The following is an 18,275-nucleotide window of genomic DNA, read 5'->3' on the forward strand; positions in this document are numbered from 1 at the left end:
GCGTGAGCGGGCTCCCTCAGCAGGGTGGCGCGCAGCGTCCGGGCAGAATCGGCTCGTGCCCAGCCCCGTCGTCATCACCGACCCGCAGGACCCCCGGGTCGCCGACTTCCGCGATCTCAAGGCCGGGGACCGCCCGGAGGGGACGCCGCGCTGGGGCGGCCCGGTGATCGTGGAGGGCGTGTCCGCGGTCGAGCGGCTACTGGACTCGCCCTACCGGGTGCGGGCGGTGTTCGGGGTGCCGGGCCGGGTTGCGGCCCTCGACCTGCCGGACGACGTCGCGGCCTACGAGGCGGACAAGTGGGTGCTGTCGGAGGTCATCGGGTTCCGGCTCACCCGCGGGGTGATCGCGTCGGCCGATCGCATGCCGCCGGCCGACCTCGGCGAGCTGCTCGCCGGCCCCGATCCGGCGGCACCGCGGCGGCTCGCCGTGCTGGAGGGCCTCAACGACGCGGAGAACCTCGGCTCGATCGCCCGCTCGGCGCTCGCGCTGGGGATCGACGGGCTGCTGCTGGACCCGCGCTGCGCGGACCCGTTCTACCGGCGCTCGGTGCGGGTCTCGATGGGGCACATCCTCGCCCTCCCGTTCGCCGTCCTGCCCGACTGGCCGGCCGACCTCGGCCAGGTGCACGACGCCGGGTACACGACGGTGGCGCTCACGCCCGCCCCCGACGCGGTCGACCTGCGCGACCTGGACCCGGTCGCCCATCCGCGCACGGCGGTGCTCCTCGGCGCGGAAGGCCCGGGCCTCACCCCCGAGGCGCAGCAGGCGGCCACCGTGCGGGCGCGGATCCCGATGCGACCGGGGGTGGACTCCCTCGGCGTCGCGGCGGCCGCCGCGATCGCCTTCGCCACCCTGCGGTGAGGCCCCGGGGCACTCAGCCCCGCAGGGAGAAGCGCGCCAGGTGGGCGCGGGCCTCCTCGGCGGACGCCGGGGCGCACATGACGTCGTAGCGGCCGGCCACGATGGCGCTGGTGCTGGTGAAGTCACGGCGCCCGCCCATGGCGGAGTAGCCGATGGCGCCGAAGATCGCACCGAAGACAAGACCGACCAGCAGCCCGCTGAGGACCGATCCGACCCAGCCGCCGCCGTCGGTCGAGAAGATCCCGAGCAGCAGCCCGACGAACAGACCCCACCAGGCGCCGCCCGCAGCCCCGGCCGCGGTCGCGCGCCCCAGGGTCAGCCGGCCGGTGACCTTCTCGACCTGGCGGAGGTCCGACCCGATGATCGTCACGTTCTCGACCGCGAACTTCTGGTCCGACAGGTAGTCGACCGCGGCCTGCGCCTGCTCGTAGCTGTCGTAGGAACCCACCTGGACGCCGCCGAGCGGCATCGACACCGAAGCTGACATGTCCGCTCCAACCTCCGCGACCGGTGATCCGTTCCCAGCGTCGCCGTCGGTGGTCGCGCGGACAAGGCCAACGGCCCTGGTCGGTACGGCTAACGGTGGCGGCGGACCCCGAAGACGATGTCCTCCCACGCGGGGATGCGGGCCCGCGGGTCCTCGTCCTCGCCGCCACTGCGGCCGAGGACGACGGTGTCGTGGTCGGCGACCTCGTCGAGGAGCGCGTCGATCGTCCGGTCGTCCGCCGGGGACCCACTGGCGGGGTGCACGTCCCGCACCAGCTCGTCGTCGTCGCGCGTGAGCAGGTCCGCCGGGAGCACGTCGGGAGTGACCGTGTCGTGGACGACGGGCCCGTCGTCGTCGCGCACGACGCTGACCGACCGGGGGCGGTGTGCCGTCACGGTGGCACCGGCGGGCACCTCGGGGACGACGCGGACGAGCCGGGTCCCCTCGGCGAAGTCCATCGTCGCCGCGTCGGCGGGCGTCACCGTGCGCGAGGGCAGGTCGAACGTCCAGCGGGTCAGCCCCGACTTGTCGCCGGCCCGCCACGCACCGGTGACCTGCCAGCTGCCGTCGTGGGTGCGGTGGGCGTCCCAGGTGACCGCGCCGATGTCGGAGTCGATGAGGCGCAGTCGCTCGTCCATGAACCGGTGCAGCTCGCCGCCGGGAGCCCCCTCGCTCAGCCGCACGCGGGCCTCGCGGGCCTGCTCGGCGACGCGCTCGCGCTCCTGCAGCACCGGGGAGGCGAACCGCATGATCCGCTCCACGCGGGTCCCGGAGGCCGCGGCCACCTGCTCCGGGGTCTCCCCGGCGCGGATGCGGGCCTGGATGACGCGCGGCGGCAGTTCGACGCCGGCGTCGACGTCGATCTGGGTGAGCCGACGGGCGTCCCCGCGGGCCGCGGCGCGCACGCGGTCGTCGACGGGGAGCTCGAACCGCTCGCCCTCGGCGCCATCGATGCCCTCGGTGGCCAGCACGAGGCTCTTCCCGTCGTCGGAGAGTGCCACGAGACGCAGCGTGCGCATGGCGGACCTCCTGACTCGCGACCGGGCCGTCGGAAGGGACGGACCGGAGCCCGAGGCTATCGGCGTCGTGCGAACCCGGCGCGCAGGCGACGCGGCGCGGCGCGTCCCCCGGACGGTAGAACCTTCCCCGCACGGGTGCAGACAGCCGTTCATCCCGCCGATACGAGCCATGTCACGTGTTCGCAACACGCGGCCGCAACAGTGGGGCTCCTGGTGGGAGCCCCGCGAGCACATGAGGAGGTGCCCCATGGTCAGTCCGCTGACCGATCTCCGGCCGGGCACGTCCGCCCGCCGGCCCAGGATCCCCGTCGGCGCCCCCAGCCGGGGGATGCCGGACCTCCTGCCTGCCGACGTCCGACGCGCCGTCACCGAGATCGCCGCGGCGCCCGGGGCGTGGTGTCCCGCGCTCTCGCCGGACGGCACGTCGGTCGCCTACGTCACCGACCGGTCCGGCATCCCCCGGCTGGAGATGGCGACGCTCGAGGGCGCCGATCCGGTCGTCCTGTCCGGGCCGGCCGAGGAGGTCGTCTCCGTCGCCTGGTCGCCGGACGGCGCATGGCTGGCCTACCTGGTGAGTCCCGGCGGCTCCATCTGCGCCCAGTTGCACGTCGTCCGTCCTGACGGGACCGGCGCGCGGCTGGTGGCGGGGGAGGACCCGCGCGCCACGGTCTTCGCCGGCGGCTGGACCGGTCCTGGTTCCTACGTGTGCTCGATCGCTCCCGGCGACGGGCCCGACGCCGACGTCGTGCTGGTCGACGTCATGACCGGCGCCCACCGGACGCTCGCCCGCGGCGGCTTCCTGTCGGTCACGTCCGTGTCCGCGGACGGGCGCTTCGTGCTGGCCCGGCGGGGTCCGCGCGCCTACCGCCACATCGTGCTCGTCGACGTCGCCTCCGGCGAGCAGCGTCCGCTGATCAGCCCTGACGCCCCCGGCGGCATCGCGTCCGAGGACGGCCGGTTCGGCCCTGACGGCCGATCGGTCTTCGTCCGGGCATCGCTGCCCGGTGCCCCGTTCACCGACCGGGCGGGCCTGGTGCAGGTCGCCCTCTCCGACGACGGCGTCCCCGGGGAGAACCGCGTCGTCCTCGCCCGGCCCGACGCCGATCTCGACGGCTACGCCCTGCGCACCGACGGCACCGCCCTCGCCGTCTGGAACCACGGCGGGATCACCGAGCTGCGGGTGCACGCGGTCTCCGACGGGTCGCTGGTCCGGGAGATCCCGCTCCCCGAGCCGGTCATGCCCGGCTGGTCGCTGTCGGCCGACGGCGCCACCATGGTCGCCGAGCTCACCGGGCCCCGCGCCCCCCGCGGCCTCTTCCGGATCCCCCTGGACGGCGGCACGCCCGCGTTCCTGCCCTGCACGCCTCGTCGGCCGGACCAGCGGACCCTGGTGACGCCGGTCCGGCACGACTACGTCGCACCGGACGGACTGCCGCTGTCCGGGTGGCTGTACACCCCGCCCGGGATGGAGGGCCCGAACCGGACGGTGGTGAGCTTCCACGGTGGCCCGGAGGGGCACGAGCGGCCGGACTACAACCCGCTCGCCCAGTCGCTGGTCGCCGCCGGGCTCACCGTCTTCGCACCCAACGTGCGCGGCTCCGGCGGCTTCGGCCGCGCCTTCCTCCTCGCGGACGACGGCCCGGCCCGCGAGACGTCCTTCGCCGACGTCCGGACGACGGTGGACGAGCTCGTCACCGCCGGCATCGCCGAGCCGGGGCGCATCGGCGCGCACGGTTGGTCCTACGGCGGGTACCTGACGCTGGTCGCGCTCACCCGCTGGCCCGACCTGTTCGCCGCCGGGGTCACCGGTGCGGGGATGAGCGACCTGCGCACCTTCTTCGCCGGGACCGAGCCGTGGATGGCGGCGGCGTCGGTCACGGAGTACGGCGACCCGGTCGCCGACCGGGAGCTGCTCACCGCGCTGTCCCCGATCACCGACCTCGAGCGGCTCACCTCGCCCGTGCTGTTCGTGCACGGGGACCGCGACACCAACGTGCCGGTCGCCGAGTCGGTACAGGCCCACCAGGCCCTGCTGGCGCTCGGTGCGCCGAGCGACCTGCTGCTGCTACCGGGTGAGGGCCACACCATCGTGGGCCGCGACCACCTCGTGGAACTCAGCGAGCGGGTCGCCACCTGGTTCGATCGCTGGCTGTGAGCAACCCCGACCCCTTCGCCGCCTATCCCGCTCCAGCCGCCGACGAGGCGGTCGCCGCGGACGGCCGGGTGCGGGAGGCCTACGTCGCGGTCGCGTCGGTGATCCGGCAGTGGGGGACGACCGGCCTGTCCGCCGCGACGGCGGCGCTGGCCGCCGAGCGGGCAGCACGTGGCGTGACGGTAGGGGCGTGGGCCGACGGCCGCCAGACGGTCCGGCCGTTCCCCATGGACCCGGTGCCGCGCATCCTGAGCGGCACGGAGTGGGCGCTCATCGCCGCTGGGGTGGAGCAGCGTCACCGCGCGCTCAACGCCTTCCTGGCCGACGCCTACCGGGCCGCCGGACGCCGGCGGGGGGACGTCGACCGCGCGCCGCAGGTGGTGCGGGCCGGGGTCATCCCCGAGTGGGCCGTCGCGCACAGCCCGGGACGCGACCCCGACGCCGTGGCGCAGGCGTGGCCCGGGCAGCCGCGGGCCACGCTCGCCGGCACCGATCTGGTGCGCACCGCCTCCGGTGCGTGGGTGGTGACCGCCGACCACCTCCGGGTGCCGGCCGGGCTCGGCTACGCCCTGGCCGGCCGGGACGCACTGCGGGCCGCCGCGGCGGAGTTGATGGCCGCGGGTGCCGGGACCCTCGACCCGCACGACGCCGTCCCGCTGCTCCGCGCCGGGCTGGCGACCGCGGCCCCGCGGGCATGCACCGGCACGCCGCGGATCGCCGTCCTCAGTGCCGGGGAGAGCGACAACGCCTGGTTCGAGCACCGGCTGCTGGCCGAGGTGCTCGGAGTGCCGCTGGTGCGGGCCGGTGACCTCTGGCCGCGCATCGACGGCGGGGTCGAGGCGGCGGTGGACGGGGAGCGGTTCCCGATCGACGTCCTGTACCGGCGGTTCGACGACGGGCTGCTCGCCGCGTTCCGCACCCCGACGGGGCAGTCGCTGGACATGCTGCTGACCGAGGCGGTCCGCGCGGGCCGGCTCGGGCTGGCCAACGTGCCGGGCAACGAGCTCGCCGACGACGTGTCGACCTACGCGTGGGTGCCGGCGCTGATCCGCTTCCACCTCGGCGAGGAGCCGCTCCTGGGCACCGTGCCCACCTGGGTGCTGGCCGACGAGGAGCAGTGGGCGCAGGTCCGGGACCGGCTGCACGAGCTAGTGGTCCGGCCGGTCGCCGGGTACGGCGGCCGAGGCGCCGTGGTCGGGCCGTCGTGCTCCGCGGACGAGCTCGCCTTCCTCCAGGCGGAGGTCTCCTCGGCGCCCTACCGGTTCGTCGCCCAGGAGCCGGTGGTGCCGACGACGCTGCCCACCGTCGTGGACGGTGCGCTGCGACCCAGGCCGGTGGACCTGCGGGTGCTGTCGGTCGCCGGCGCCGGCGACACGGCGACCGCGCTGCCGGCACCGCTCACCCGGGTGGCGGACCGTCCGGAGAACGGCGGCTGGTGGTCCGGCGGCAGCAAGGACACCTGGATCGTCGGCTAGGGGAGCGGTTCGGCGTCCCGCGCGACGGCGAGGGGGCTGCTGATCACCACGGTGGTCCCCTCGGGGCTCGGCGTGGCGGTGATCTCGCCGAATGCGCTCATCAGCGTGGAACCCCGTCCCCGGTCCATGCTCGGCACCCGCTCGCGCCACTGACCGTGGTCGCGGACCGAGATGAGCACCCGGCCGTCCTCGACCGAGGCGCTGACGTCGACGAACGGCTCGGTGGGCTCCTGCGCGTGCTCGACGGCGTTGGTCGCCGCTTCGCAGGCGGCGAGCAGCAGGTCGTAGGCCTGGTCCTCCTCGACGCCGGACTCGGCCAGCCAGCTGCGCAGCGACCGGCGCAGGACCGGGATGGCTGCCGGCTCCGAGCGCACCCGCCACCGGGACGCCGAGCCGCCGGGCAGGTCCGCGGGGGTGCGCGGTGCGGGCGGCACGGGGAGGACCGTGGGGGACGGCGTCGGCCGGGATACCTCCGCGATCTGCAGGGGCACGGTCGCGGGCGCCCGCTCGGGCGCCGGTGCGGCCGCGGCCCGCCCGGCTGCCCGCTCCAGCGCCACGCGGACGCGGGCGATGAGCTCGTCGGCGCGGAACGGTTTGGCCAGGTAGTCGTCGGCACCGGCCTCGAGCCCCTCGACCGACGCCTCCTGCCCTGCGCGCGCGGTGAGCATGATGACCGGGATGTGCCGGGTGGCCGGGTCCGCCCGCAGGGCGCGCAGCAGCTCGAACCCGTCGACGCGCGGCATCATCACGTCGGTCAGGACGACGTCGGGCTGCCGCTCGGCGACGGCCGCCAGCGCCTCCTCGCCGTTCGCCGTCGTCCGCACGGTCCAGTGCGGCCCCAGCAGTCGGGTCAGGTAGGCGCGCATGTCGGCGTTGTCGTCGACGACCAGCACGCCGCCCCCCGCGGGTGGCGTCGCAGGCGACTCGCCGGGCCGGGAGGTGTCCTCCTCCCAGCTCGCCGCCTCGCCGCGGGCGGCGTCGGACGGGTGGGCCGCCGGCCGGGGCGCGTCCTCGACGACGTCGGGAGCGCCGTAGGGCAGGGCCACCGTGAACGTGCTGCCGACCCCGGGCTCGCTCGTCACCGACGCCGTGCCGCCGTGCAGCGCGACGAGCTCGTGGACCAGCGCGAGGCCGATGCCGGTGCCCTCTCGGGTGCGCGCGGTGGCCCCGGGGACGCGGTGGAAGCGCTCGAAGAGCTGCGGCAACTGGTCGGCGACGATCCCGACGCCGGTGTCGGTGACGGTGAGCAGGAAGCCGTCGTCACCGGAACGCAGGCCGACGTCGATGCCACCGACGAAGGTGTACTTGACGGCGTTCGCCAGCAGGTTGACGACGACCTTCTCCCACATGCGCGGGTCGACGTAGGCCGGCCGGTCCAGCGCCGGGCAGTCGACGGTCAGCCGCAGCCCCGCCCGCTCGGCGGCCGCCCGGAAGATGCCGGCGAGCTCGGCGGTGAAGGTGGCCACGTCGGTCTCGACCCGCACCGGGTTGGCCCGCCCGGCCTCGATGCTGGCGAAGTCGAGCAGGTCGTTCACCAGCCGCTGCAGCCGCTGGCCGTTGCGCAGGGCGAGGTCGAGCTGCTCCCGGGCACCGGCGGGCAGCGGTTCCTCGGTGTTCTCCAGGACGTCCTGGATGGGGCCCAGCAGCAGCGTCAGCGGGGTGCGCAGCTCGTGGCTGACGTCGGAGAAGAAGGTCGTCTTCGCGCGGTCGAGCTCGGCCAGGGACTCCGCGCGCAGCCGCTCGGTCTCGAAGGCGCGGATGTTCACCACGACGCCGGCCAGTTGACCGGCCACGAGCTCGTAGAAGGACCGGTACTCGTCGTCGAACGCGAGATTGGGGCTCCGTCCCGCCAGCAGCAGTCCCAGCGGCTCGCCGTCGCGGGTGGCGGTGAGCGGGAGGACGACGGCGTCGGTGATCCGGTCGCCGAAGGGGCCGCCGGTGACGCCGAGCCCGTCCACGACGCCCGCCAGGTCGGCCTCTCCGGCGGCCGTCTCCGGCAGCAGCGCGTCGTCGCACCCGACCGCCGCGACCCGGCGGAACCCCGGCTCGCCGGGGACGGAGAGGTAGACAGCGGCGAACGGGACGTCGACGGAGGTGCTGGCCAGCGCGCGGCACATGTTCGCGACGGTCTCCTCCTCGTCGCCGAGCCGGTTGCCCGCGGTCGCCAGCTCGTGGAGCAGACGCTGTCGGCGGGCGGAGACGAGCTCGCCCGTCACCTCGGTGCAGATCGCGTGGATGCCGGCGACCCGACCTGCGTCGTCGAACGCGGGGGCGTGGGAGACGGTGAAGTAGGTCTCCTCCCGGTAGCCGTGGCGCTCCAGCTGCAGCAGCAGACCGGGCAACCACGATGCCTCCAACGTCCGCATCGCGTGGTCGATCGGCGGCTGCAGCGCGCCCCAGGTCTCGGGCTGTGTGAGGCGGATGTCCTTCCCGATGGCCGGGTGCTTCGCGCCAATCACGGGGGCGTACGCGTCGTTGTAGAACTGCAGGAGGTCGGGACCCCACAGCACGATGGTCGGAAAACGTGAGAAGAGCACGGTGCGGACGGCGAAGCGCAGGCTGTCCGGCCAGGATTCGACGGGGCCGACCGAAGTGGTCGCCCAGTCGATCTCCGCCATGAGGCGGCCGCACTCCCCACCGCCGGCGAAAAGATCGCCGACCCCGGGTCCCGACGGGGGATCGGGAACCACGATCACCTCCAGCCGCGTACGGCCATCGACACCACGATCCGGTCGGGACTACAGGCGCTCGACGACGTGGTCGATGCAGGCGGTCAGGGCCGAGACGTCGTCGGGCTCGACCGCCGGGAACATGCCGACGCGCAGCTGGTTGCGGCCCAGCTTGCGGTAGGGCTCCACGTCGACGACGCCGTTGGCCCGCAGCGTCCTTGCGATCGCGGCGGCGTCGACCGAGTCGGCGAAGTCGATGGTGCCGACCACGAGGGAGCGGTGCGCCGGGTCGGTGACGAACGGGGTGGCGTACTCCGACTTCTCCGCCCAGCGGTACAGCCGGTTCGACGAGTCCGTGGTCCGCGCGACGGCGCCCGACAGCCCGCCGAGGGAGAGCAGCCAGCGGATCTGGTCGGCCAGCAGGAAGAGCGTGGCCACGGCGGGGGTGTTGTAGGTCTGGTCCTTGCCCGAGTTGTCGACGGCGATCGACAGGTCGAGGAAGCCCGGGATCCAGCGACCGGAGCCCTTGATCTCCGCCACCCGGGCCAGCGCGTCGCCCGACATGAGCGCGACCCAGAGCCCGCCGTCGGCGGCGAAGGACTTCTGCGGGGCGAAGTAGTAGACGTCGGTCTGGTCGATGTCGACCGGCAGGCCACCGGCGCCGCTCGTCGCGTCGACGAGCACGAGGGCGTCGAGGTCGGCGCCGTGCGGGCGCTGGATGGGAGCCATCACCCCGGTCGACGTCTCGTTGTGCGCCCAGCCGTAGACGTCGATGCCGTCCTGGCCGCTGGGGAGCGCGAGGGAGCCGGGCTCGCCCGTGGCGATCACGGGCTCGCCCAGGAACGGCGTCTCCTTGACCCCCGACGCGAACTTGGCGGAGAACTCCCCGTACGTGCCGAACGCCGCCCGGTCGCGGATGAGGCCGAAGGCGGCCGCGTCCCAGAACGCCGTCGTCCCGCCGTTGCCCAGGACCACCTCGTAGCCGTCCGGCAGGTCGAACAGCTGGGTGAGGCCCTCGCGGATCTCCCGGACCAGGTTCTTCACCGGCGCCTGGCGGTGCGAGGTGCCCATGATCGCGGCGCCCTCGCCCGCGAGGGCGCGCAGCGCCTCCGGGCGCACCTTGGACGGGCCACAGCCGAAGCGACCGTCGGACGGCAGGAGCTCAGCGGGGATGGTGATGGTCATCCAGGAAATGCCTCTCAGCGGTGCAGTCGGCGGGCCCCGTCACCGGGACCCGCCGCGAACGTGCGAGCAGGGCCGTGGCTCAGGAGGGTGCGACCTCGGTCGTCGCCTTCGTCTGGATGGTGTCCCAGCCCTCGACGGCCTCGGGCTTGCGCGGGTCGGGGCCGATGTAGCGCGCCGACGGGCGTACGAGGCGGCCGGTCCGCTTCTGCTCGAGGATGTGCGCGCACCAGCCGGCGGTGCGGGCGCAGGTGAACATGGAGGTGAACATGTGGCTGGGCACCTCGGCGAAGTCGAGGACGATCGCCGCCCAGAACTCCACGTTGGTCTCGACCGGCCGGTCGGGACGCCGCTCGCGCAGCTCCTTGAGCGCGGCGTTCTCCAGCGCCAGGGCCGCCTCGAAGCGGGGCGCAGCCAGTTCCTCGGCGGCGCGGCGCAGCACGCGGGCGCGGGGGTCCTCGGCGCGGTAGACGCGGTGGCCGAAGCCCATCAACCGCTCCTTGCGGTCGAGCAGGTCCTTCACGTACTTCTCGGCGTCGCCGGTCTTCTCCACCTCGTCGAGCATGTGGAGCACCCGGGAGGGGGCGCCGCCGTGCAGCGGACCCGACATCGCGCCGATGGCGCCGGACAGCGAGGCGGCGACGTCGGCGCCGGTCGAGGCGATGACGCGGGCGGTGAAGGTGGACGCGTTCATGCCGTGCTCGGCGGCCGACGTCCAGTACGCGTCGACGGCGGCGACGTGGCGGGGGTCGGGCTCGCCGCGCCAGCGGACCATGAAGCGCTCGACGATCGTCGACGCCTGGTCGACCCGCTTCTGCGGGACGGCGGGGGTGCCGATGCCGCGCGCGGACTGCGCGACGTAGGACAGCGCCATGACGGCGGCCCGGGCGAGCTCCTCGCGGGCCTCCTCGTCGTCGATGTCCAGCAGCGGGCGGTAGCCCCAGATGGGGGTCAGCATCGCCAGTGCCGCCTGGACGTCGACGCGGACGTCCCCGGTGTGCACCGGGATCGGGAAGGGCTCCGCCGGGGGGAGACCCGGGCCGAACTTCCCGTCGACCAGGAGGGCCCAGACGTTGCCGAAGGTCACCTTGCCGACGAGGTCCTCGATGTCGACGCCGCGATAGCGCAGAGCGCCGCCGTCCTTGTCGGGTTCGGCGATCTCGGTCTCGAAGGCGATGATGCCTTCCAGGCCGGGTACGAAGTCGTCGGCCATCTCGCATGCTCCTCTGCGCGCGGACCCCTGCGCGCCGGGGAGGTGGCACGCAGATTGCCAGCCGACCCTAGGCGTTGCGGACCCACCTGGGCACACGGGGGGCGGTCCTGGCCGGCGCGGGGGTGGTCTCGCGCGCCGAGCCGGCGGGACGGTGCCAGCATGGCGGCGTGCCCGACCTCACCCGCATGCGCAACGACTACACCGCCGGCCGGCTCACCGAGGAGGACCTCGCGCCCACCTGGGTCGAGCAGTTCGACCGCTGGTTCGGCGACGTGGTCGCCGCGGAACTGCCCGAGCCCAACGCGGTCGTGGTCGCCACCGCCGACGCCGACGGGGCTCCCGACGCCCGGGTCGTCCTGATAAAGGGCTACGACGAGGCCGGGTTCATCTTCGGCACCAGCTACGCCTCGGCCAAGGGCGCCCAGCTCGCGGTCAACCCGAGGGCGGCACTGGTCTTCCCCTGGCACGCGCTGCAGCGCCAGGTCCGGGTGACCGGCCGGGTCGAGAAGATCGGGGAGACCGCGTCCGACGGGCTGTGGGACCCACGTCCGCGGGGATCGCAGCTGGCCGCGGTGGCCTCGGTCCAGTCGACGGTCGTGGACTCCCGGGAGGAGCTGGCCGAGCGGGTGCGGCTGCTCGACGAGCAGACACCCGAGGAGAAGGTGCCGCGCCCGGCGGTCTGGGGCGGCTACCGCGTGCTCCCGGAGCGGGTGGAGTTCTGGCAGGGCGGCAAGGACCGGCTGCACGACCGGCTGCGGTTCGAGCGCGACGACGAAGAGGGGGGCGGCTGGCTGGTGCGGCGCCTGGCCCCGTGAAGAAGGATCCTGCTTCCCCCCAGACCTCGCACGGTCGGCCCGGGCCCCTGGAGCAGGGCCAGCGGCGCCGCGGCTGGGCGATCGACACGACGCCGCTGCGCAACCCGCACTACCGGCGGCTGTTCTGGGGCGTCGCCGCCACGATGCTCGGCCAGCAGATGACGCTGGTCGCCGTCCCCTTCCAGGTCTACGCACTCACCGGGTCCTCCCTGCTGGTCGGCGTCACGTCGATCGTGGCGCTGGTCCCGCTGGTGGTCTTCGGCCTGCTCGGCGGGGCGATCGCGGACGCCATGGACCGCAGGCGGCTCATCCTGATCACGTCGGTCGGCGCGGCCGTGACCAGCGCCCTGCTCGCGGTGCAGTCACTGCTGCCGGGCGGCGGCAACCTGGTGGTGCTGTGGATCCTGACCGCCTGCGTGTCCGGCTTCGCCGCGGTCAACCAGCCCACCCGCAGCGCCGTCATCCCCGCGATCGTCGGCCCCGCCGGGGTTCCGGCGGCCAACGCCCTGGCCATGACGGTCCGGCAGGCAGGCGTGATCGTCGGGCCGCTGCTGGCCGGCGTCCTGATCGGGATGGGCGAGCTCTTCCTGACCTACCTGGTGGACGCGCTCGGCTTCCTGCTGGCCGCCCTGCTGCTGCGCGGCCTGCCGTCGCTGCCCCCGCACGGCGTCGTGGGTCCGCTCCGGCTGCGCTCGGCGGTGCGCGGGGTGGGGGAGGGCTTCGTCTTCCTCCGCACCCAGCCGGTGCTGCTGATGACGTTCGTCGTCGACATCATCGCGATGATGTTCGCCTGGCCGCAGGCGGTCTTCCCCGAGCTCTCGGAGACCCGGTACGCGGACTCGCCCAACAGCCTCGGGTGGTTGTTCGCCGGGGTGTCGATCGGCGCGCTGGTGATGGGGCTGACGTCGGGCTGGGTGTCGCGGGTGGACCGGCAGGGCGCGGTGGTGCTCGCCGCGATCGCGGTCTGGGGCGTGGCGATCATCGGCTTCGGCCTGGCGCCGACGTTGTGGCTGGCGGTCCTGTGCCTGGCGGTGGCGGGCGCCGGCGACATGGTCAGCGCGGTGCTGCGCTCCTCGATGCTCCAACTGGCGGCGCCCGACGACATGCGCGGACGGATGCAGGGCGTGTTCATCGTGGTGGTCGCCGGCGGGCCGCGGCTCGGTGACCTGCGGGCCGGCGCGATCGCGAGCGCGGCGTCGGTCAGCGTCGCGATGGTGTCCGGCGGCGTGATCGTCGTGGTGGCGATGGCCGTCGTCGCGCTGGTCGTCCCGTCGTTCTGGCTCTTCCGGGCGTCCCGGTCGACGGTGGAGACGGGCACGGGGACGGAGGCCCGGCCGGGCTCGCCCGCCCCCGAGAGTGGCGAGGACCGGCCGGGCAGCGCGTAACGATGCCACAGAACCTGGACGATGCCGTATCGATACAGGGGCGACGTCCGGTCGGTGAGGTGAGCACTGCTCCGGTGGGCGCTCGATCGCAGCGAGGCCCGCTGGACCAGTGCTCACCGGCCCCTCAGGCGAGGGCGTGGGCGACCACCGTCAGGTCGGCGACCAGGGCGGCATAGGCGGCGTCGCGCGCCTCGTCGGGCGTGCGCAGGATCGCGGACGGGTGCGTGGTCGCGAGCATCCAGGTCTGCGCCGGGGCACCCTCGTCCGGCTCGTCGTCGTCGGCCTCCTGGTGCCCGTCGTCGAGGTGCCCGTCGTCGACAGGGAGGGCGGCTCCGGGCGGGGTCCACGGGAGCAGCTGCCCACGGTCCCGGGTGATCCGGAACGACGGCGAGATCAGCGCCTTGGCCGCCGTCGCCCCCAGGCAGACCACGACCTCGGGCCGCAGGACGGCGAACTCCGCCTCCAGCCACGGCCGGCACGCGCGCAGGTGCTCGGGCCCCGGGGTCTGGTGGATGCGCCGCTTGCCCTTCGCCGTGAACCGGAAGTGCTTGACCGCGTTGGAGATGTAGGCGTCGCGCCGGTCGATGCCGGCGTCGCCGAGCGCCTTGTCCAGCAGTCGCCCTGCGGGCCCGACGAAGGGTTCGCCCGTGCGGTCCTCCCGATCCCCGGGCTGCTCGCCGACGAACACGATCCGGGCGGTCTCCGGGCCCTCGCCGAAGACCGTCTGCGTCGCCGGCTCCCACAGCTCGCAGGCGCGGCAGCCGGCGGCCGCTGCCCGGAGCCCGTCCAGGCCCACACCGTCCGGCGGCTGGGCGCGACCCTGTTCACCAGTCATTCGCCGATGACACCGCAGCGCCGCCCTGGACGCGAGGTGAGCGGCCGATACGGTGCGGCAACCAACAATCTCGGGAGGACACGTGCTCGAGTTCGACGGGCTCCACAAGAGCTTCGGCGACAACCGCGTGCTCGACGGGGTCGGCTTCACCGTCGCGCCCGGGTCGATGTTCGGCTTCTGCGGCTCCAACGGCGCCGGCAAGACGACGACGATGCGCATCGCCATGGGCCTGGTCCGGCCCGATGCCGGTGAGGTCCGGTGGCGGGGCAGCGCGCTCGACCAGGGGCTGCGCCGCCGGATCGGCTACATGCCGGAGGAGCGCGGGCTCTACCCGAAGATGAAGGTCGGCGAGCAGGTCGCCTACTTCGCCAAGCTGCACGGGCTCGACGCCGCCGCCGCCGCGAAGGCCGCCGCCGAGTGGGTGGAGCAGCTCGGGCTGGGCGCACGCCGCAACGACGCCGTCGAGAAGCTGTCGCTGGGCAACCAGCAGCGCGTCCAGCTCGCCGCGGCGCTGGTCAGCCGCCCCGAGGTGCTCATCCTCGACGAGCCGTTCTCCGGCCTGGACCCGATCGGCGTCGACTCCCTCGCCGAGGCCCTCCTCGGCCAGGCGCGGGCCGGCGTCCCGGTCGTCTTCTCCAGCCACCAGCTCGACCTCGTCGAGCGGCTCTGCGACTCCGTCGGCATCCTTGCCCGCGGCCGGATGGTCGCCACGGGCACTGTCGAGGAGCTGCGCCGCCGCGAGGCCGGCCGGCTCCTGCGGGTGGTCGTCCCCGACGCCGCGCCCGACTGGGCCACGGCCCTGCCGGGCGTCCGGGTCGTGTCCGAGCAGGCAGGGGACACCGTGCTCGAGCTCTCCGACGGCGGGAACGACCAGGAGGTGCTCGCCGCGGCCCTGCGGACCGGCCGCGTCACCCACTTCGCCTGGCAGCAACCCACGCTCGTCGAACTGTTCCGCGGCGCCGTCGCCGCCCCGACCGCCGAGGAGGTGGCCGCGTGAGCGAGCCCCGCAGCCTGAGCAGTGCGTCGCTGGTCGGTCTGGTCGCGAGGCGGGAGATCTCGGCGCGCATCCGCGACAAGAACTTCATCATCAGCTCGATCGTCATCCTGGTGCTGCTTCTGGGCAGCCTGGCGTTGCAGGTGGCCCTCGACTCGGGCACGGAGGAGTCGCGGATCGGCCTCGTCGGCGATGCCCCCGGCCTGGAGCAGGCGCTGCAGGCGCAGGGGGAGGCCCTCGAGGTCGACGTCACCGTCGTCGAGCTGCCCGACGAGGCGGCCGCGTCGGCGGCCGTCGAGGACGAGGAGGTCGACAGCGCTCTCGTCGTCCAGGGCAGGGAGTACGAGCTGCTCGTCCAGGAGTCGGCGGGCGGATCGCTGGAGGCGATCGTCCAGGGGGCGGTGTCGCAGCTGTCGGTCGCCGAGCAGCTCGCCGAGGCGGGCATCAGCGGCCTCGACGTCCCCGAGGTGCCGGTGACCGCGCTGGACCCCGACGCCGACCAGGACAGCCAGCGCGTCGTCGCCGCGATCATCGGCGCGGGTCTCCTCTACGGCCTGCTGATCCTCTTCGGTCAGTTCATCGCGCAGGGCGTCGTGGAGGAGAAGTCGAGCCGGGTGGTCGAGCTGCTGCTGGCGACGATGAAGCCGTGGCAGCTCCTCGCCGGGAAGATCCTGGGGCTCGGGGTGCTGGGCCTGGCCCAGATCGTGGTCATCGCCGTCGTCGGCGTGGCCGGTGCCATCGCCTTCGACGTCGTCGACATCCCCGGCGACCTCATCGGGACGGCGATCTCGGTGGTCCTGTGGTTCGTGCTGGCCTACGCCTTCTACGCCGCCATCTTCGCCGTCGCGGCGTCCCTGGTGAGCCGGCAGGAGGACCTCGGCACGGTCCTCATGCCCACGACGCTGGTCCTCGTGGCCGCGTTCGTCGTCGGCATCCAGGCGTCGGCCGACCCCGACGGCACCCTCGCCCGCGTCACCTCGCTGGTCCCCGGGCTCTCGCCGCTGGTGATGCCGGTGCGGCAGGCGGCGGGCGACGTCCCGGTCTGGGAGGTCGGCCTGGCCGTCGTCCTCATGCTCGTCGCCATCGCCCTGATCGTGCGGCTCGGCGGGCGGATCTACGCGGGGGCGCTGCTGCGCACGAGCGGCAAGCTGAAGATGCGGGAGGCGCTGAAGGCCGAGCGCGCGTAGCGGGTTGCGCGCGATCGGGTGGGGGTAGCCGGGCCGCATGGCGATGCAGCTGGGCTACACGATGATGACCGAGCAGGCCGGGCCGAAGGACCTCGTCAGCCACGTGGTGGGTGCCGAGGAGGTCGGCTTCGACTTCTCGGTGAGCAGCGACCACTACTTCCCCTGGCTCGACGAGATGGGCCACTCGCCACACGCGTGGACGGTGCTCGGTGCCGCCGCCCAGGCGACCAGCCGCATCCCGCTGACCACCTACGTGACCTGCCCGAGCTTCCGGTACCACCCGGCGGTCGTGGCGCAGAAGGCCGCGACCCTGCAGATCCTCTCCGACGGCCGCTTCACGCTGGGTCTCGGTTCCGGCGAGAACCTCAACGAGCACGTCGTGGGCGCGGGCTGGCCACCCGCCGACGTCCGCCAGGAGATGCTGGAGGAGGCCCTCCACATCATCCGCGACCTGTTCGACGGCGACGGCTACACGAACTTCCGCGGCGAGCACTTCGACGTCGAGTCCGCCAAGCTCTGGGACCTCCCCGACAAGCGGGTGCCGATCGGCGTCGCCGCCGGGGGGAAGCAGGCCTGCACGATCGCCGGTGAGCTGGCCGACGCGCTGATCGCCACCGAGCCGAAGGCCCAGTACGGGGAGTGGTTCGACGCGGCGGGCGGGACGGGCAAGCCCCGCATCGCGCAGATGCCGATCAGCTACGGCACCGACAAGGCCGCCGCCGTCACCCGGGCGCACACGCTCTTCCGCTGGTTCGGCCTCGGCTGGAAGGTCAACGCCGAGCTGCCCGGGCCTCCGGCCTTCGACTCGGCGAGCCAGTTCGTGCGGAAGGACGACGTCGAGAGCAGCATCCCGTGCGGGGACGACGTCGACGCCGTGATCGAGGCCGCGAAGGAGTACGCCGACGCCGGCTTCACGCACCTGGCGCTGGTCCAGATCGGCGGCGACCAGCAGAAGCCGTACCTGGAGTGGACCGAGAAGACGCTGCTGCCCGCCTGGCGGGAGGCTTTCAGCAGCTGACCTGCACGCACACCTTGGGGTGAGGTCATCCCGCCGGGGGGCGCGGTGGACACGGTTCCGCCCTGATCATCAGCGGCATGACCGAGGACCTCGACGCCCGCCTCCAGGCGCTGCAGTCCTCCGACGACGTCTACGCGCTGATCGACCTCGGCTGCGACCTGGCCGACGTCGGGAGACAGACCGACGCCGAGTGGTGCTTCCGTCGCGCCGCCGACCTGGGTGACTCCGTCGCGTCCTTCAACCTCGGCAACGCCCTCGCGGCGCAGCGGCGGTTCCCGGAGGCCGTGGAGGCGTACGAGGTCGCGCTGGCCGCGGGGGAGCCCGACGCCTGGCGGAACCTGGGCAAGGTCCTGGAGGACCTCGGCGACCTGGCCGGTGCGATGCGCGCCTACCGCGGCGCCGTCGAGGCCGGCGACCTGGAGGGTGGCCTGCAGCTGGCCTTCCTGCTCCGCGAGCAGGGAGAGCGGCACGCGGCCATGGACGTGGCCATGGAGATCGCCGCCATGGGCGACCAGGAGGCTGCGGCCGTCGTGGCCTGCTGGCGCTGGTGCGCCACCCTCGACCCGACGCTGGAGCCCGACCTCCGTGCCGGGGCCGACCACTTCCCGGCCGCGCGCGCCGACCTGGCGCACCTGCTGCGCGAGACGGGGCGCCATGACGAGGCCCGCTTCGTGCTGGAGAGGGGCGCGAAGCTCGGCGAGGCCGTGGCCTGGCTGCCGCTGGGCAACTTCTACGCCGACGTGATGCAGGACGACGAGGCGGCGGAGGAGGCCTACCGCGGCGGGATCGCCGCCGGGGAGGCGTACTGCCACCACAACCTGGCCGTCCTCCTCGCCGAGCGGGGCGACTTCGACGGCGCCGTCGAGCAGTTCCGGCTGGGCGCCGCGGCGGGCGACCAGCTGGCCGCCGAGGCCCTCCGGGAGCTCGAGCACGGCTGACGAGGAACGGGGCGGTAGCTCGCCGTAACACCGGAGCCGGATAC

The 18,275-nt window shown here is 73.9% G+C and carries 15 protein-coding genes; 9 read left to right on the plus strand and 6 right to left on the minus strand.

The features are described from left to right. The first annotated feature begins 55 nt into the window (after positions 1–55). Positions 56–862, plus strand: coding sequence for a TrmH family RNA methyltransferase (locus CRP30_RS13905; RefSeq protein ID WP_097184540.1), 807 nt, complete (start codon positions 56–58; stop codon positions 860–862). Between the two features lie 13 nt (positions 863–875). Here the strand turns inward: CRP30_RS13905 and CRP30_RS22525 are convergent, their stop codons facing one another. Both CRP30_RS22525 and sepH read right to left on the minus strand, forming a co-directional pair. Next, on the minus strand, positions 876–1,349 hold the full coding sequence (locus CRP30_RS22525) for a YflT domain-containing protein (RefSeq protein ID WP_097184541.1): 474 nt from the start codon (positions 1,347–1,349) through the stop codon (positions 876–878). An 89-nt stretch (positions 1,350–1,438) separates the two neighbouring features. Then, on the minus strand, positions 1,439–2,368 hold the full coding sequence (sepH, locus tag CRP30_RS13915; protein WP_097184542.1) for a septation protein SepH: 930 nt from the start codon (positions 2,366–2,368) through the stop codon (positions 1,439–1,441). A 247-nt stretch (positions 2,369–2,615) separates the two neighbouring features. On the opposite strand from sepH, the gene CRP30_RS13920 reads away from it, so the two are divergent. Together CRP30_RS13920 and CRP30_RS13925 are read left to right on the plus strand one after the other, a co-directional pair. Beyond that, a complete protein-coding gene (locus tag CRP30_RS13920; RefSeq protein ID WP_235003399.1) occupies positions 2,616–4,523 on the plus strand; it encodes an alpha/beta hydrolase family protein in 1,908 nt (635 codons plus the stop codon). Next, entirely contained in the window at positions 4,520–5,995 is a 1,476-nt protein-coding gene (locus CRP30_RS13925; protein ID WP_097184543.1) for a circularly permuted type 2 ATP-grasp protein, read from the plus strand. The genes CRP30_RS13920 and CRP30_RS13925 overlap by 4 nt, the downstream gene beginning before the upstream one ends. Here CRP30_RS13925 and CRP30_RS13930 read toward each other — a convergent pair. From CRP30_RS13930 to CRP30_RS13940, 3 genes are all read right to left on the minus strand, one after another. Next, complete coding sequence (locus CRP30_RS13930; RefSeq protein ID WP_235003400.1) at positions 5,992–8,685, minus strand: ATP-binding protein; 2,694 nt, start codon at positions 8,683–8,685, stop codon at positions 5,992–5,994. The two genes, CRP30_RS13925 and CRP30_RS13930, sit on opposite strands and share 4 nt — an antisense overlap. Positions 8,686–8,733: 48 nt before the next feature. Continuing rightward, positions 8,734–9,849: a phosphoserine transaminase gene (gene serC, locus CRP30_RS13935; RefSeq protein WP_097184545.1), complete on the minus strand. Its 1,116-nt coding sequence runs from the start codon at positions 9,847–9,849 to the stop codon at positions 8,734–8,736. A gap of 79 nt (positions 9,850–9,928) precedes the next feature. Continuing rightward, the gene (locus CRP30_RS13940) at positions 9,929–11,059 is read right to left on the minus strand and encodes a citrate synthase 2 (protein ID WP_097184546.1); all 1,131 of its coding nucleotides are present in this window, start codon (positions 11,057–11,059) and stop codon (positions 9,929–9,931) included. Between the two features lie 167 nt (positions 11,060–11,226). On the opposite strand from CRP30_RS13940, the gene pdxH reads away from it, so the two are divergent. Continuing rightward, positions 11,227–11,874, plus strand: coding sequence for a pyridoxamine 5'-phosphate oxidase (gene pdxH / locus CRP30_RS13945; RefSeq protein ID WP_200814747.1), 648 nt, complete (start codon positions 11,227–11,229; stop codon positions 11,872–11,874). Continuing rightward, the gene (locus tag CRP30_RS13950) at positions 11,871–13,259 is read left to right on the plus strand and encodes an MFS transporter (RefSeq protein ID WP_097184547.1); all 1,389 of its coding nucleotides are present in this window, start codon (positions 11,871–11,873) and stop codon (positions 13,257–13,259) included. The genes pdxH and CRP30_RS13950 overlap by 4 nt, the downstream gene beginning before the upstream one ends. Before the next feature lie 124 nt (positions 13,260–13,383). On the opposite strand, the gene CRP30_RS13955 is transcribed toward CRP30_RS13950, so the two are convergent. After that, entirely contained in the window at positions 13,384–14,244 is an 861-nt protein-coding gene (locus tag CRP30_RS13955; RefSeq protein ID WP_304528905.1) for a UdgX family uracil-DNA binding protein, read from the minus strand. Here CRP30_RS13955 and CRP30_RS13960 point away from each other — a divergent pair. From CRP30_RS13960 to CRP30_RS13975, 4 genes are all read left to right on the plus strand, one after another. Beyond that, positions 14,177–15,091, plus strand: a complete 915-nt coding sequence (locus tag CRP30_RS13960) for an ABC transporter ATP-binding protein (RefSeq protein ID WP_097184549.1) — start codon at positions 14,177–14,179, stop codon at positions 15,089–15,091. The genes CRP30_RS13955 and CRP30_RS13960 overlap by 68 nt on opposite strands. Then, on the plus strand, positions 15,088–16,275 hold the full coding sequence (locus tag CRP30_RS13965; protein WP_097184550.1) for an ABC transporter permease: 1,188 nt from the start codon (positions 15,088–15,090) through the stop codon (positions 16,273–16,275). The genes CRP30_RS13960 and CRP30_RS13965 overlap by 4 nt, the downstream gene beginning before the upstream one ends. Before the next feature lie 37 nt (positions 16,276–16,312). Beyond that, positions 16,313–17,293, plus strand: coding sequence for a TIGR03557 family F420-dependent LLM class oxidoreductase (locus tag CRP30_RS13970; protein WP_097184551.1), 981 nt, complete (start codon positions 16,313–16,315; stop codon positions 17,291–17,293). 77 nt (positions 17,294–17,370) lie between these two features. Next, entirely contained in the window at positions 17,371–18,231 is an 861-nt protein-coding gene (locus CRP30_RS13975; protein ID WP_097184552.1) for a tetratricopeptide repeat protein, read from the plus strand. Positions 18,232–18,275: the final 44 nt, after the last annotated feature.

The sequence above is a fragment of the Blastococcus haudaquaticus genome (assembly GCF_900230285.1).
In the GTDB taxonomy this organism is placed as follows: domain Bacteria; phylum Actinomycetota; class Actinomycetes; order Mycobacteriales; family Geodermatophilaceae; genus Blastococcus_B; species Blastococcus_B haudaquaticus.

Excerpts from the sequence above, each read along its gene's own strand:
- CRP30_RS13940 (WP_097184546.1), bottom strand. The coding sequence starts at position 11,059 with ATGGCCGACGACTTCGTACCCGGCCTGGAAGGCATCATCGCCTTCGAG.
- CRP30_RS22525 (WP_097184541.1), bottom strand. The coding sequence starts at position 1,349 with ATGTCAGCTTCGGTGTCGATGCCGCTCGGCGGCGTCCAGGTGGGTTCC.
- serC (WP_097184545.1), bottom strand. The coding sequence starts at position 9,849 with ATGACCATCACCATCCCCGCTGAGCTCCTGCCGTCCGACGGTCGCTTC.
- CRP30_RS13970 (WP_097184551.1), top strand. The coding sequence starts at position 16,313 with ATGGCGATGCAGCTGGGCTACACGATGATGACCGAGCAGGCCGGGCCG.
- sepH (WP_097184542.1), bottom strand. The coding sequence starts at position 2,368 with ATGCGCACGCTGCGTCTCGTGGCACTCTCCGACGACGGGAAGAGCCTC.
- CRP30_RS13975 (WP_097184552.1), top strand. The coding sequence starts at position 17,371 with ATGACCGAGGACCTCGACGCCCGCCTCCAGGCGCTGCAGTCCTCCGAC.
- CRP30_RS13920 (WP_235003399.1), top strand. The coding sequence starts at position 2,616 with ATGGTCAGTCCGCTGACCGATCTCCGGCCGGGCACGTCCGCCCGCCGG.